The 15,722-nt window shown below is 42.6% G+C and carries 12 protein-coding genes; 9 read left to right on the top strand and 3 right to left on the bottom strand.

Annotated elements, in window-relative coordinates; all coding sequences use genetic code 11:
* Nucleotides 1–119 precede the first annotated feature (119 nt).
* From rpoC to F986_RS05205, 4 genes are all read left to right on the top strand, one after another.
* Entirely contained in the window at nucleotides 120–4,319 is a 4,200-nt protein-coding gene (rpoC, locus tag F986_RS05220) for a DNA-directed RNA polymerase subunit beta' (RefSeq protein ID WP_004692765.1), read from the top strand.
* A gap of 82 nt (nucleotides 4,320–4,401) precedes the next feature.
* Entirely contained in the window at nucleotides 4,402–4,962 is a 561-nt protein-coding gene (locus F986_RS05215; protein WP_004692763.1) for a hypothetical protein, read from the top strand.
* A gap of 323 nt (nucleotides 4,963–5,285) precedes the next feature.
* Complete coding sequence (locus tag F986_RS05210; protein ID WP_004692762.1) at nucleotides 5,286–5,825, top strand: hypothetical protein; 540 nt, start codon at nucleotides 5,286–5,288, stop codon at nucleotides 5,823–5,825.
* Nucleotides 5,826–5,974: 149 nt separating this feature from the next.
* Entirely contained in the window at nucleotides 5,975–6,331 is a 357-nt protein-coding gene (locus tag F986_RS05205; protein WP_004692761.1) for a hypothetical protein, read from the top strand.
* 50 nt (nucleotides 6,332–6,381) lie between these two features.
* On the opposite strand, the gene F986_RS05200 is transcribed toward F986_RS05205, so the two are convergent.
* Nucleotides 6,382–6,867 (bottom strand): DUF4442 domain-containing protein, encoded by a 486-nt coding sequence (locus F986_RS05200; RefSeq protein ID WP_004692760.1) that lies wholly within the window; start codon nucleotides 6,865–6,867, stop codon nucleotides 6,382–6,384.
* Between the two features lie 116 nt (nucleotides 6,868–6,983).
* Here F986_RS05200 and F986_RS05195 point away from each other — a divergent pair, with 116 nt between their 5' ends.
* From F986_RS05195 to htpG, 5 genes are all read left to right on the top strand, one after another.
* Nucleotides 6,984–7,868: an alpha/beta fold hydrolase gene (locus tag F986_RS05195; RefSeq protein WP_004692759.1), complete on the top strand. Its 885-nt coding sequence runs from the start codon at nucleotides 6,984–6,986 to the stop codon at nucleotides 7,866–7,868.
* Nucleotides 7,869–7,969: 101 nt separating this feature from the next.
* Nucleotides 7,970–9,340, top strand: coding sequence for a Na+/H+ antiporter family protein (locus F986_RS05190; protein WP_004692757.1), 1,371 nt, complete (start codon nucleotides 7,970–7,972; stop codon nucleotides 9,338–9,340).
* 314 nt (nucleotides 9,341–9,654) lie between these two features.
* A complete protein-coding gene (locus tag F986_RS05185) occupies nucleotides 9,655–10,257 on the top strand; it encodes an OmpW/AlkL family protein (RefSeq protein WP_004692756.1) in 603 nt (200 codons plus the stop codon).
* Nucleotides 10,258–10,417: 160 nt separating this feature from the next.
* Entirely contained in the window at nucleotides 10,418–10,762 is a 345-nt protein-coding gene (locus tag F986_RS05180; protein WP_004692754.1) for a lysozyme inhibitor LprI family protein, read from the top strand.
* 99 nt (nucleotides 10,763–10,861) lie between these two features.
* Nucleotides 10,862–12,781 (top strand): molecular chaperone HtpG, encoded by a 1,920-nt coding sequence (gene htpG, locus F986_RS05175; protein WP_004692753.1) that lies wholly within the window; start codon nucleotides 10,862–10,864, stop codon nucleotides 12,779–12,781.
* Between the two features lie 181 nt (nucleotides 12,782–12,962).
* Here htpG and F986_RS05170 read toward each other — a convergent pair whose 3' ends face one another.
* On the bottom strand, nucleotides 12,963–14,114 hold the full coding sequence (locus F986_RS05170; RefSeq protein ID WP_004692752.1) for a hypothetical protein: 1,152 nt from the start codon (nucleotides 14,112–14,114) through the stop codon (nucleotides 12,963–12,965).
* A gap of 77 nt (nucleotides 14,115–14,191) precedes the next feature.
* Nucleotides 14,192–15,722 (bottom strand): hypothetical protein (locus F986_RS05165; RefSeq protein ID WP_004692751.1); only part of this gene is annotated, 1,531 nt, incomplete at its 5' end.

Raw genomic sequence — 15,722 nt, 5'->3', positions numbered from 1 at the left:
ACCTCTCTTGTTCAAAGAGAGGCTTCCTCGAAAGGTAAGCGGGGAGATTTCTCAGTTAAAAAACAATATTTGTGACCCAGTTGTGTAGTGAAAGTCTCCACAACACACGGAGAAAAAAATTGAAAGACTTGCTCGATATCATGCGCAAAAAGACGGATTCAGATGGTCATGCTCCAGTTGAGTTTGATCGCATCCGTATTGGTCTTGCGTCACCAGAAATGATTAAGTCATGGTCTCATGGTGAAGTTAAAAAGCCTGAAACCATTAACTATCGTACGTTCAAACCAGAACGTGATGGTTTATTCTGTGCCAAAATTTTTGGCCCAGTCAAAGATTACGAATGCTTGTGTGGTAAATACAAGCGTATGAAATACAAAGGCGTCATTTGTGAAAAATGTGGCGTTGAAGTAACAACTGCGAAAGTTCGTCGTGAGCGTATGGGTCACATCGAGCTGGCTTCTCCAGTTGCACATATTTGGTTCTTAAAATCACTTCCGAGCCGTATCGGTCTATTATTAGACATGACTTTACGTGATATCGAACGTGTATTGTATTTCGAATCTTACGTAGTAACTGACCCAGGTATGACTCCATTTGAGAAATACCAACTTTTAAACGATGAAGAATACTTCAACGCTTTAGAAGAACACGGTGATGAATTCACTGCGAAAATGGGTGCAGAAGCTGTTCAAGACTTGTTAAAAGACATCGATCTTGAAAACGAAATTTCACGTTTACGTGAAGAAATTCCAAACACAACGTCTGAGACTAAGCTTAAAAAAGCGTCTAAGCGTTTGAAGTTGATGGAAGCGTTTAAAGAGTCAAACAACAAGCCAGAATGGATGGTGATGAATGTACTTCCAGTACTTCCACCAGATCTTCGTCCGTTAGTACCACTTGAAGGTGGTCGTTTCGCGACTTCTGATTTGAACGACCTTTACCGTCGTGTGATCAACCGTAACAACCGTTTGAAGCGTCTTCTTGACCTTGCAGCGCCAGATATTATCGTACGTAATGAAAAACGTATGTTACAAGAGTCTGTAGATGCATTGTTAGACAACGGTCGTCGTGGTCGTGCAATCACGGGTTCGAACAAGCGTCCTCTTAAATCTTTGGCTGACATGATCAAAGGTAAACAAGGTCGTTTCCGTCAAAACTTACTTGGTAAGCGTGTTGACTATTCAGGTCGTTCGGTCATTACTGTAGGTCCTACTTTACGTTTGCACCAATGTGGTCTTCCGAAGAAAATGGCACTTGAATTATTCAAGCCATTCATTTTCGCGAAACTACAAGCATCTGGCCAAGCAACAACCATTAAAGCTGCGAAGAAAATGGTTGAGCGCGAAACGCCAGAAGTTTGGGACGTTCTTGCTCACGTGATTCGTCAACACCCAGTGATGTTGAACCGTGCGCCTACACTTCACCGTTTGGGTCTGCAAGCATTTGAACCGATCCTGATTGAAGGTAAAGCAATCCGTCTTCACCCACTCGTTTGTGCTGCGTTTAACGCCGACTTCGATGGTGACCAAATGGCGGTACACGTACCATTAACACTTGAAGCGCAGTTAGAAGCGCGTGCGTTAATGATGTCGACCAACAACATCTTGTCTCCAGCGAACGGTGAGCCAATCATCGTACCGTCTCAGGACGTTGTCTTAGGCTTGTATTACATCACTCGTGATGCGATCAATGCCAAAGGTGAAGGCATGGTGTTTGCAGATACTCACGAAGTTAACCGTGCACTTGCAACAGGTCAGGTAAATTTACACGCTCGCGTAAAAGCACGTGTACACCAGACTGTGATTGATGAAAATGGTAACCGTGAGCAGCAAACTATTGTTGTGGATACCACACCAGGTCGCTGCTTACTTTGGGAAGTTGTGCCAGAGGGTATGGATTTCCAACAAATCAACGTTGAGATGACCAAGAAAAACATCTCTAAATTGATTAACTCTTGCTACCGTAAATTAGGTCTTAAAGATACCGTGATCTTTGCGGACCAATTGATGTACTTAGGTTTCCGTCAAGCGACACGTTCAGGCGTATCGGTAGGTATGGAAGACATGGTGATTCCACCTGCGAAGTACTCAATTATTGAAAAAGCAGAAATTGAAGTTCGTGAAATTGAGCAACAGTTCGAACAAGGTTTCGTAACTGCTGGCGAACGTTATAACAAAGTTGTCGATATTTGGGCACGTACGAATGACCAAGTAGCGAAAGCGATGATGGACAACTTGTCTTTTACCACTGTTAAAAACAAACAGGGTGAAGATGAGAAGCAAAAATCATTCAACTCGATCTATATGATGTCTGACTCAGGTGCCCGTGGTTCGGCAGCTCAGATTCGTCAGTTAGCGGGTATGCGTGGTTTGATGGCGAAACCAGATGGTTCGATCATTGAAACTCCAATTAAAGCGAACTTCCGTGAAGGTTTGACAGTACTTCAGTACTTCATTTCAACACACGGTGCACGTAAAGGTTTGGCCGATACAGCACTGAAAACAGCGAACTCTGGTTACTTGACACGTCGTCTTGTAGACGTAGCGCAAGACTTGGTTATTACTGAGCCTGACTGTGGTACTTTGGGCGGTCTTGTAATGACTCCGTTCATTCAAGGCGGTGACGTGATCGAGAACTTAGGTACTCGAGTACTGGGCCGTGTTGTTGCTGAAGATGTGAAGAAAGCAGGTTCTGATGACATTATCCTGCCACGTAACACTTTGATTGATGAGAAACTTGCAAACTTCCTAGAAGAGCAAGGTGTCGATGAAGTTAAAGTACGTTCAGTGGTTGCGTGTGAATCTACATTCGGCGTATGTGCGAAATGTTATGGTCGTGACCTTGCACGTGGTCATCAGGTGAACCCTGGTGAGTCTGTGGGTGTTATGGCTGCACAATCGATTGGTGAGCCGGGTACACAGTTAACAATGCGTACCTTCCACGTAGGTGGTGCTGCAAGCCGAACGTCTGCTGCAAACAGCGTACAAGTACGTAACAAAGGTACTGTACGTTTCCACAATGTGAAAACAGTACAACATGCCAAAGGACACTTGGTATCGACTTCTCGTTCAGGCGAAATCGGTATTGCGGATGATTTAGGTCGTGAGCGTGAGCGTTATAAACTGCCATACGGTGCGTCTATCTTGTTGAAAGATGGCGAAGCTGTAGAAGCTGGCGGTATTGTGGCGACTTGGGATCCGCACACACACCCACTTGTAACAGAAGTTGCAGGTAAAGTACGTTTCAGCCAAATCGCTGATGGCGTAACTGTTACCTCTAAAACTGATGATGCAACGGGTATGACGACGATTGAAATCTTACCTGTGACTGCACGTCCTGCGTCTGGTAAAGATTTACGTCCTGCGGTTGTTCTTGATACGACTGATGGTGGTGAGCAGTTCTACTTCCTACCACAAAACACGATTCTTTCTGTCCGTGATGGCGAAACAATTGGTGTGGGTGACGTTATTGGTCGTGTACCACAAGAAACTTCACGTACGCGTGACATTACCGGTGGTCTACCGCGTGTAGCTGACTTGTTCGAAGCACGTAAACCGAAAGAGCATGCGATTCTTGCTGAAATTTCAGGTGTTGTAAGCTTTGGTAAAGAGACTAAAGGTAAGAACCGTTTAGTGATTACTCCAGATGATGGTTCTGAGATTTACGAAGAACTGATTCCAAAATGGCGTACCATGAACGTGTTCGAAGGCGAACATGTGAACCGTGGTGAGACTGTTTCTGATGGTCCACAGAACCCACATGACATCTTACGCTTGAAAGGCGAAGTTGCGCTGACCAACTACATCGTGAACGAAGTTCAAGACGTATACCGTCTGCAAGGTGTAAAAATCAACGACAAGCACATTGAAGTCATCGTACGTCAAATGTTGCGTAAAGTTGATATCACTGATGGCGGTGATACAAGCTTCATCAAAGGCGAACAAGTGGATTACATCCGTGTGATGCAAGAGAACCAAGCTGTTCTTGCGCAAAACAAGTTCCCTGCGAAGTTTGAACGTCAATTGATGGGTATTACGAAAGCATCGCTTTCTACTGACTCGTTCATCTCTGCTGCATCGTTCCAGGAAACCACACGTGTGTTAACTGAAGCGGCTGTAACAGGTAAAGAAGATGATTTACGTGGCTTGAAAGAGAACGTGGTTGTAGGTCGTTTGATTCCTGCAGGTACTGGTCTTGCGTATCACTTAGAACGTCGTCGTCAAGAAGCTGAAGCTGCAGAGCATGAGCTTGTAAATGACTTCTCTGATGTGGATCAAGCATTAAGCCAAGCATTTAGCGATGAGTTTAACGGTCTGTAATTAGCCCTTTAAATGCATTAAAAAGCCACCTTCGGGTGGCTTTTTTATATACTGATGATAATTAAGTCTATACATATTAGAAATGGCGTTTCAAATTAGACAGATCGTAATTGTTTTACTGACAGTTATGTTCCTTCCAGCTTTGCTTATGATGTTTTTGGCTCCACAGCCTGAAATGCACTGGCAACATGCGGTATGGCACTTCATCACACAAGAACTAAATATTAATACGGGCATTTCTGGGCCATTTCCCTTTTATACCGTAGCGCTTACTGCCTATTTTTCTGTATTTAGTACAATCTGGGCTGCTGTTTTATTCTGGATGATTTGGCAAGAAGAGCGTGAAAATATTCCCCGCATTGCGCAATTTAAGTTTTGGGATGGCTTAATTATAGGAATATTGTTCATTGGGCTGATTTATTTTAGCTTTTCGATGATGCAATGGCATTTTTCTAAACACGATATGACTGTGGGATTAGGTCGGAATGGTTACCTGTTTCAGAATTTATATCAATATAAACTGGGCATTATTTTCGGTGAGTTGTTTTTTAGTTTTTTATTGATATTTAGTCAGTTAGCAATCTTCATATCAGGTTATGGGGCATATGATTTTATGAGAGAAAAATTAAGATATGGCCAGTAAAACCACTGCGCGGTTTAAAACCTAAGCTTTTGGAGTTAATGTGAAAGAAAGTTTATATAAATCCAATGTAGAAAAATGAAATGCGTTTAAATCGGTTATGGATCATTGATTAGGGCACTTTATAACAGGTAAAGATGCAATCAAAGTCAAAATTTCACAAAAACCATTTCGTTGATTTAGCCACCTTCGAGTGGCTTTTTTTTGTCCTTTTGTTACAAAAGAGGATTTAATCTTTTATAAATTTCACATTTTTCCTATATTAAAAATATAAGTACACAAATCTCCTTACTTCATTAACGATTAAAAAATAGAGGTGGTTCCACATGAAATTGACATCAAAACTATTGGGCTTAAGCATCTTCGCATTTGTGAGCCAAACGATGGCAGCACCGATGCCGAATACCATCACCGTGGAGGATAAGGCTGTTGTACCGATTGTCAAAACACAGATTATTCGCAGTGTCGCGGGTCAAGACCCAGTGCGGACGACCGAAGCGACTATTTTTGAAGTGAAAAATGGCGGTAAAGATATTGTGGCACGTGAAGTGGTTCTCGAGGAAAATGCCAGCCAATTTTCAGATAAAAAAATGTCGGCACCGATTGTGCAAAAGGGTAGCGTGATTGTTCCGACATCCAAAGTTGAAGTGAAATCGACCTTGAGTCAAGGTGGTGTTGTCCTTGCAGAAGGTAAGCAAGTTGATGCACAAGGGATTGAGTTTAAGAAAGGGCAGCAACCTGTACGTAAGGAGCTGAAACTGGATCAAGTGAAAGATCCAAACAGTAAAGAAAGTGTGACGCGTGCGGTGCTCCAAGAAAATGGCACCACCACCAAAGATGTGGTTGTGGTGAAAGAGCCTGAATAAGCTTGAGTTGAATACGGTATAAAGCCCTCTAAGGAGGGCTTCTTGCTTACAAATTTTCAGCAATAGCAGCTGTAATCGTAACATTTTACGAGTTTTAAGTTCATACTGATCTTTTATGCTGTAAGAAATAGCCAATAAGGACAAATCTCATGAAAAAGTATATGAGCATTATTGCAGTGGCATCTCTTTCGACGATGCTGTTGGCAGGTTGTGAAAATATGAGCGCTTCTGAGCAACGTATTGGGACAGCGGCTTTAGGCGGCGCAGTAGGTGGTGCTGCGGGGAATAGCCTCGGTGGCGGTGTAGGTGCAGCCGTTGGTGGTGGTGCTGGTGCAGCTGTGGGCAGTAAAGCTCAAGGTGGCTCAAACCGTAGTGCAACCTACAGTGGTGTTGGCGGTGCGATTGGTTCAGCAGTGGGTAAAAGCGTGTTTGGTGGTAATACCGGAGCAGCCATTGGTGGTGCCATCGGCGGTGGTGCAGGCGCTGCAATTGAAGAACGTAAATAATGTTTTAAGTTCAAATTTCCAAAAAAAAGCACTTCATGGAAGTGCTTTTTTTATAGCTGTGCGGGTTTAGGTTTTTTACGACGGATATATAAAGTCTTTTCCACTGCTGCAATTCGAATGCCAGCTTCATCATAAATATTTAAGGTATAAATACGATGTACGGGGGCATAGTTGTCGGCCAGTTGTTTCACAGTCGCGATTTCTTGGGCATCGAGGTGAAAGTCTGCATAGACTGTACTTCGCCCTGGGCTGAGAAATTGGATAGAGGCGGCTTTGTCCCAGACAATATACTTATTGCCTAAGTGGTGCATCAGTAGGGTCATATAAAACGGGTCGACCATTGCATATAAGCTCCCGCCAAAATGTACGCCGACAATGTTTCGGTTTTGTCGAGTGAGGGGCATTTTGACGCGAATGTGGTAGTGTTTAAGGTCAAATTTTTCAATTTGAATCCCTGCACCTTTAAAGGGGGCAAAATGATTGAGAAAGTATTTCGCGACAATCGGCTGTGTCACAAGTTTTTTTAAAATGCTCATTTCGGTCAATGGTATCTGATGAACTTCTATCCATACTAGAGAAGATCAAATTAATTGGCATTGATCGTTTTGCCACTAAAGTATAAAAAACAGTCAATAACAATAAGGAGCCGAACATGGAGCTACAAAGTCATTGGGTACAGACAACTGATCAGCAAAGACTTTATGTCAAAACATGGGGGAAATCGGAGAATCCTGTCGTAGTCTTGGTGCATGGCTATCCTGATAATCAGGACGTATGGGAGCCTGTGATTCAATACCTCATCCATGATTATTATATTGTGACTTATGACGTACGTGGCGCAGGTATGTCGAGTGTGCCGCGTCGTACACGTGCCTATGCCTTGCCTCAGCTATCGCTAGATTTGGAAAGTGTGGTGAATAGTATGATCCCACAGCGTAGCTTTCATCTGGTTGCGCATGACTGGGGGTCGATTCAGTCATGGGAGTCCGCGACTGAGCCAAAATTTAGAGAGCGTATGCTGTCATTTACCACTATTTCAGGCCCATGCTTAGACCATGCCGCATTTTGGATGCGTGAACAGTTCACACAATACAAGCCTCAATTTTTTAAGCAATTAACGAAGTCTTGGTACATTGCGGCCTTTCAGTTGCCTTTTCTGGCACCAAGCGTATGGCAGTTTTTTAGTCCTGAGCATTGGGGCAAAGTTTTATCGCGTTTAGAAGGACGTTCAGACTTACCGCTGAATCATCACATTGCTGCCGATGGTAAGCACGGGGTTGCGCTCTACCGCGCGAACTTTATCCCACGTCTGACGAAACCTCGGGAACGCTTTGCAATTTGTCCCGTACAAGCGATTGTGTTGGAGCAAGATCAGTTTGTGAGTCCAGCGTTAATCGATGAAATGCCGAAGTGGGTCGAGGATTTTCAACGGGTGAATGTAAATGCCAACCACTGGGCAATCTTGAGCCAGCCTGAGGTAATTGCTAAAGAAATCAAAAGGTTTGTTCAAAACTGGGGTTGTGTTGAAGCCAGCTGAAATGATCTGTGAAAGAGAAAGGCGCTAGCGACCTGTAAGGGCAGAATTTTTTGGTTATTTTCTGATAAAATGCGCCTTTCTTCCAAGTCACTCTTTTCACTATGTTCGCAATTCTTGCCGCTATTGGGGTCATGTTTGGACTTTCATTAGCTCGTGTGCCTGTAGTATTTGCATTAATTATTGGTGCTGTCACAGGCGGTTTATTGGCTGGTTTAGGGCTACACGGTACCCTCGAAGCATTTAATAATGGGCTTGGGGGCGGCGCAAAAATTGCGTTGGCTTACGGGGTCTTAGGTGCATTTGCTTTGGCTTTGGCACGCTCAGGTTTACCTGACTTGTTGGCCTATAAGCTTATTAAAACATTGAAAGGTTCGAGCAATGAAAAGGCACAAAATCGGGTTAAATATCTGATTTTTATAACCGTCGCGTTAGCAGCCATTTGTTCACAAAACGTCATTCCTGTGCATATTGCGTTTATTCCAGTCCTGATTCCTCCTTTATTAAGTGTGTTTAACCATCTTCAGTTAGACCGTCGACTAATTGCTTGTGTTCTAACCTTTGGCTTGGTTGCCACATATATGTTGGTACCATTTGGATTTGGTGCGATTTTCCTGAATGACATCTTAGGTCAAAATATTAATACTTTCGGGCAACCCTACGGCTTTAAAATCAATTATGCCGATATCCCTTCAGCAATGGCCATTCCTGTTTCTGGTATGTTTGTTGGTTTATTGGTTGCTGTATTCTTTAGTTACCGTAAGAAACGTGTATATGAAGAAGTGCATGTGGAATCAGTGCAGCAAAGTATTTCTTCTGAACTTGATATCACGGGTGAGAAGTCTAAGCCCGAAATTTCAAAGTTTACGTTATCTATGGCGCTTATTGCTGTAGTGGCAACGCTTTGGGTACAAATTGCATCAGATTCCATGATTTTAGCTGGTTTGGTTGGTGTTGCGATTTTGAGCTGTGCGGGCATTTTTAAATGGAAAGAAGCAGATGATGTGATTATTAGCGGTATGCGAATGATGGCATTAGTTGGTTTCATTATGATTGCAGCACAAGGTTTTGCATCTGTTATTTCTGCGACCAATCAAGTGCCAGCATTGGTAGAAGCATCAGTGCAATGGATTGGTTCTAGCCAAGGACTCGCTGCATTTTGGATGCTATTGATTGGCTTACTGATTACTTTAGGCATTGGTTCTTCGTTCTCTACCATTCCAATTTTAGCAATTATTTATGTGCCTTTGTGTATCCAGTTTGGTTTCAGTCCAGCGGCAACCATTGCGATTATTGGTACGGCTGCGGCACTTGGTGATGCGGGTTCTCCAGCTTCTGACTCCACTTTGGGACCGACTTCGGGTTTAAATATGGATGGTCAGCATGATCACATGAAAGACAGTGTGATCCCGACCTTTATTCACTTTAATATTCCGCTCATGATTTTCGGTTGGATTGCGGCCATGGTGTTGTAATTTACCCTCCAATTATTATAAAAAGGCGATTTTAAATCGCCTTTTTTATTATTTATTCAGATTAAAATAATCGGGTTTATAATGTTAATCGGATTAAAAAGGTTGGAATTAAAATATATTTATTTTGATTTTTCGTTATTAATTTAAAACCAACTAAAATAGTATATTTAATATTTAAATCAATTAAAAACAATTGCTTAAAAATAGTATTTAAAATACATTATTATTATAATTGCATATTAATTACACTCTTGTTTATGATGAGTTAATGTTAATTTTTATATTAATTATTTTACAAACAGAGGTTATTTGAAATGTTGAAGCAAATTGCTCTAATTACATTAATGGGTCTTTCTGCATCTGCTGCAATGGCAGGTCAATGGCAAGTCAAAGTCGGTGGATCTGCAGTTGCACCAACGCAGGACACGAAAATTGCGAATGGTACATTAACGGTTGAAGCAGATAGCGAACTCGCGTTTACGCCATCGGTTGAATATTTCTTTAATGACAATATTTCTGCAGAGTTACTGCTAGCAACGCCAATTAGCCACGATATACTCACTAATGGTGCAGAAGCAGTAAAAATTAAACATTTACCACCAACATTAACTGCAAAATATAACTTTAAAAACTCAACAGGTTTCACGCCTTATATTGGTGTCGGTGCAACAGCTTTTATTGTATGGGATGAAGAAACTTCAGGTGTACTCTCAGGAACTAAAGTTAAAGTCAAAGATGACTACGGCTACGCTGCACAACTTGGTTTTAATTACCAACCTGCTGATGCGAAAAACTGGGGTGTGTTTGTCGATGTTCGTTATGCGGACTTAAACCCAAAAGTTGAAACTGTGGTTGAAAACTTTAAATTAGATATCGATCCAGTGATTTATACCCTCGGTTATAGCTACAAATTTTAATAATCAAAAGTAGCTTTTTAAGAACCTCATCAATGATGGGGTTTTTTTATGCAAAGACTAAAGTTGAATAGTGGTCAAAGCTGAAATAAATCACGATGATTCAGTATTAAAAGAAAATCGTCTATAGAATGGATAGAAACAAAATAAGAGAGTGATAAAAATGAAATCTATGCTCGGAATTGGTTTAGTTTGTGCTTTGGCTTGGAGCATGCATGCTCAAGCAGCAAGTTTTAATTGTGATAAAGCAAAAACGACGCCAGAACATGCGATTTGTGAGTATCGCCAAATTAATGACGCCGATGTGAAAATGGCCACCACTTATACCATTTTAAAACGCCTTGTTCCCATGGGGACGCGTGGCATGATTCAGGATGAGCAAGTGAAATGGTTGAGTCTCCGTGACCGTTGTGGTGCTTCACAAAGTTGCCTCATGGATGTGTATAAAATGCGCCAGCAGCAGTTAGAGCTGAATTTAGATCGAATTTACCGTCAGGGCCCATTTTAAAAAAAAGCAAAAAAACTTGCGATTGCTATTGAAAAACGTATCGCTCACTCCAATTCATTAAGCATTCTCTATAAGACTTAATACATTAAGGAGCGATTGATGAGCGAGCAAAACGCACATAAACATAGTTTCCAAGCTGAAGTGGCTCAGCTATTACATTTAGTGACGCATTCACTGTATTCGAATCCTGACATTTTCCTACGTGAATTGATCTCAAATGCATCCGATGCCTGCGATAAACTGCGTTTTGAAGGCATTAATCATCCTGAATATTATGAAAATGACCCAGACTTACATGTGCGCGTCAGCTTTGATGAAGTCAATCAAACACTGACCATTTCAGACAATGGGATTGGTTTAACTGAACAAGAAGCAATTGACCACTTAGGTACGATTGCTAAGTCTGGAACCAAGGACTTTATGTCTAAGCTCACAGGTGACCAAAAATCAGATGCACAACTGATTGGTCAGTTTGGTGTCGGTTTCTACTCGGGCTTTATTGTGGCTGACAAAATTACCGTAGAATCACGCCGTGCAGGTATGGGTGCTGATCAGGCGGTACGTTGGGTCAGTGCGGGCACGGGTGAGTTCGAAGTCGAGCAGATCCACAAAGACAGTCGCGGTACCGATATTATTTTACATTTGCGTGAAGATGCGTTGGACTATTTACAGTCGCATAAAGTGAAGCAAATTATCAATAAATACTCGGATCACATTAGCCTGCCGATTGAGATGCAAAAAGAGGTTTGGCAGCAAGAAGAAGCGGTCGAAGGTGAAGAGCCAAAACCGGGTCAGTATGTGAAAACGGGTGAGTGGGAAGCGATTAACTCAGCCAGCGCGCTGTGGACACGTAATAAAAATGAAGTGACTGAAGAGCAGTATATCGAGTTTTATAAGAATCTCAGCCATGACTTTGCAGCCCCACTGGCATGGGCGCATAACCGGGTTGAAGGCAGTACCGAATATACGCAGTTGTTGTATGTACCGAGTAAAGCTGCTGCCAATATCTTTACCCGTGAAGCCAAAGCGGGGATTAAGCTCTATGTAAAACGTGTTTTCATTATGGATGACGCGGATAACTTGATTCCAAACTATTTACGCTTTGTCCAAGGGGTGGTCGATAGTGCCGATTTACCACTGAACGTTAGTCGTGAGTTGTTACAAGAAAGCCGTGATGTGAAAACCATTCGTGAAGGGAATGCACGCCGTGTATTGACCATGCTGGATGCTTTAGCCAAATCGGAAGATGAAAAAGATCAAGAGAAGTTCAAAACCTTCTACCGTGAATTTGGTTCAGTGTTGAAAGAAGGTTTAGGTGAAGACTTTGGTAACCGTGAGCGTATTTTAAAACTTTTACGCTTCTCAACTTCAAACAATGATGCGGTGAGCACTTCTTTGCAGGACTATAAAGCGCGTATGCCTGAGGGGCAAAAAGCGATTTACTATGTGACTGCAGACAGTCTCAATGCTGCGAAGAACTCGCCACAACTTGAGCTGTTTAAGAAAAAAGGCATTGAAGTCTTACTCATGGTAGACCGGGTTGATGAATGGGCAATGGAATTTGTGCATGAGTTTGATGGCACACCAATGCAGAACGTGGCGAAAGGTGCAGTCGACTTAGGTGATTTACAAGATGCCGAAGAGAAGAAAGCACTTGAAGCAGCCGCAGAGCAGTTTAAACCTGTGGTTGAAAAATTGTCTGATTCATTGAAAGCCAAGACCAAAGAAGTACGTGTGACCACACGTTTGGTCGATTCACCTGCATGCTTGGTGACAGGTGAGGGAGAACTTTCTCCACAACTGATTCGTATGCTGCAACAAGCGGGTCAGGCCGTACCTGAAAGCAAGCCAATTTTGGAAATTAACCCAGAGCATCCATTGGTGAGAAAATTAGAAAATTCGGCACAGTTTGATGACTTGGCCAATGTAATTTTTGACCAAGCGGTGATTGCTGAGGGCGGCTTACCTGATGATCCTGCCGAATATATCAAACGGATTAACAGCTTATTGCTTCAATAAATTAATATGTGCTTAAAAAAAGCCTATCGCTAAGATAGGCTTTTTTTATGTCAACCCATTGGGTCAAGCGCCTTAATGTCTGTTAAATGCATCGATTAAATTGGCGGAAAAGAAGCTGATGTGGATATCCGTGGATAAGTGAGAACTTATCCACAGTTCAGGCTAAATATCCCCCATGCCATTAAAATAAAGCTTCAAAACGGACCAAGGCACTGACGTAGTGGCTGCGGTCTTCACGGTGATCGTTAAAATAATTTAAATCACCTTGGATATAAAACCACTCCCTTAAGAACGGTTGACGCCACGAGACAAAAGGCCCCCAACGGTTCAAACGCAGGTCGTCGTTGTTGTAGAAACCGCCAGTGTAAATGCCGTAGTTAAAACGATTGCCATGAAAGAATTGGTGTTGTCTAAAGCTATAGTTATCCCAGAGCAGATCATCATCTTGTTCGTCTGCATAGGTCAGACTGAACTGATTGGATAAAAAGGGTTGATTGGGTCGCGCATGCGTCAGCTCTAGGTTGGTACGTAAGTAATTTTCACTGTCGATACCATAACGATAAATCTGTTCAGCATACGCACGAAAATCATTGTCGAGTTTCCATTCTTTCGATAACTCGATCCGCGCATAGATATCATCCCCTGAACGTACACCCAAGTCGAAATCGGTTTCAAAAGGCAGACGATCTGATAATTGCGACCATCTTAAAGCCAGTGAGCTATTGGCATCACGGGTTTGGCGGCGGTCAAATGTTTTATCGTTATTCGCACTGGGTGGATTTTCATTGGTAATTGCAACATTGTTTTGTAGTTCATTATCTAATGAGTCATCCCCAAATACGACACTGAGTTTATGTTCTAAAGTTGGAAGTTTAACCCGCCCCCTAATCCGCGGTTTTACATCGTATTCATCATGTTTATTCCAGCGGTTATCAACCAAGACCCGTAAGGTGGCTGTAGCTGGTTTTTTAGGATCGGTTTCACCAAACCAATTGTCCATTTTGGCGGCTGTTCGGTCTGCCCAGTTTCGAACTTCTTTTTGCTGGCGGTCGACCCACGTGCGTTCTTCAGTGAGGTCAGTCGTGGGCACAATCAGCTCGTCCGATTCTTCAGGTAGAACGGTTGGAAGTGAGTCAATCCACTGTGGAATTTGATATAAAAGTCCACTACCTTTGGGGGGCGATGCGATTTTGTCAATTTCAGCCACGTCGTGAGGTGGCACAAAATGTTGTGTGCTGTTGGTATTGCTTTCCGCCCAAGCCACGTTGACGTATGTACCTAAACTTAGGCAGAAAAATAAAGAGATGGATCCCACATGTTGAGTTCTTAGCATGCTTTCGTACTTTATTGTTCTTCGATGTTTTAGTGTTGTAAATTTCACATAAGAACACAAGTAGAAAATACAAAACTCTACAACTCGCTGCCCAGTTGTTTTTGAATAGAATCAAATAATTGAAACACAGTGATAGGTTCAGGCAAAGTAGAAATCGTATTTTGAATCAGTTGCCAACTGACGCCGTGCTGTCGGTCTAAGACCAAGCACGGATACGCGATCTCGGTACGTGAGAGTTCAACCCGCTTTTGACCATGAATCACTCGAATTTTTTGTCGTTCTTTTAACACTAAAATGGGCGTATTTGCGTCCGCAGAGCTTTCTTCAAACTGGATGAATTTACGGCTATTGAGTAGATCGGCCAAAATAAAGGGATGATAGTCTTCAATATGCCATACCAGTTTGGCCTGTTGGGTATACAGCTGAAAAATCGAAAATACATCATGCATGTGACCCTGTAGCTGGTCCCATTCAATTTCGCGAATGGCTGCGAGTTGATGCTGACCACTCTGGGCAAATTGTTGGCTCAGGCGAATGGCTTCCGTAGGACTGTCAGCACCAAATAGAGCCAAATACTTAATAAACCCTCCGTGTTGATGGGTCTGTTCTGCCAAATAGATGGGAGAGTCCAACCAGTGATCGAGTTGGTCGCTGTGGATCAGAAAATCGATATTTTGACCGATCTCGGTGTGCCCTGAAATGTCGAGGCCATAGAGCTTAGGATCTAAATTTGGTTGATGCAGCGTGCACAATTTCGCTTGATATTGCCCCAAATGAATCTGTGTGGGCAGTATGGGTTGCGCAGCAGTAGCTGATGCTTCTGAATTTTCTGTATGGCTATCCTGCAAAACAGGGCATGGTGCTGTCACCTCGCTTTCAAGTGGATCTTGCTGTTGAAATTCAGATGAAATGTCTGTATCTGGTGGTTCAGCCAAGATCGATCGCCTTTGGATAAAATCCTGAATGGCAAGCGTTGAAATAGACGCACTTGGCTTGAGGTCAAATCGAATGGGTGCAGCGGCCTCAATGATAAATTCTTCCTGAGGCGGACATAGCCCATCACTTAAAAGAGGCTGATTGCTGAGAATCAAATGATTTTCTGCTAATACTTCAGGTTGAAGATCTAAATCTTTTTGTACGATATCGACCTGATTTTCAGGTTCCTTATCTTGTTTGATACTTAGTTTAATAGGATTGATTGAGACGACATCTTCTACAGCGTCTTGTTTAAAAGAGCTGAGTTTGGATTCTTCAATTTGAGTTGCATTTAGGTTGCTGTCGAATGTAGGTTGTATTTCCGTATTGAAATGAAGCGCTGCTTCAGCCTTAGATAAAAGCAGACTAGACTCAGGACGGACTTCGAGGAAGTCTGACTCAGACTCTTGGGTTCGTTCAGCCGATGTATCATCTGTAGCAATGCTTAAAAGCTCAATACCCGTGAAAACAAAAGCATCGGTAACTACATTGTCCTGTGCATGCCCTATGTCAGTTTTTTCCTCGAATGTTGTTGTAATAGGGACGATAAACTGGTCTTCTGCAACTTCTGCAACTTCTGCAACTTCTGCAACTTCTGCAACTTCTGCAACTTCTGCAACTTCTGCAACTTCT

Source organism: Acinetobacter johnsonii CIP 64.6, assembly GCF_000368045.1.
In the GTDB taxonomy this organism is placed as follows: Bacteria; Pseudomonadota; Gammaproteobacteria; order Pseudomonadales; family Moraxellaceae; genus Acinetobacter; species Acinetobacter johnsonii.
The sequence above is the reverse complement of the archived record's forward strand: the minus strand, read 5'-3'. Positions and strand labels throughout refer to the sequence as shown.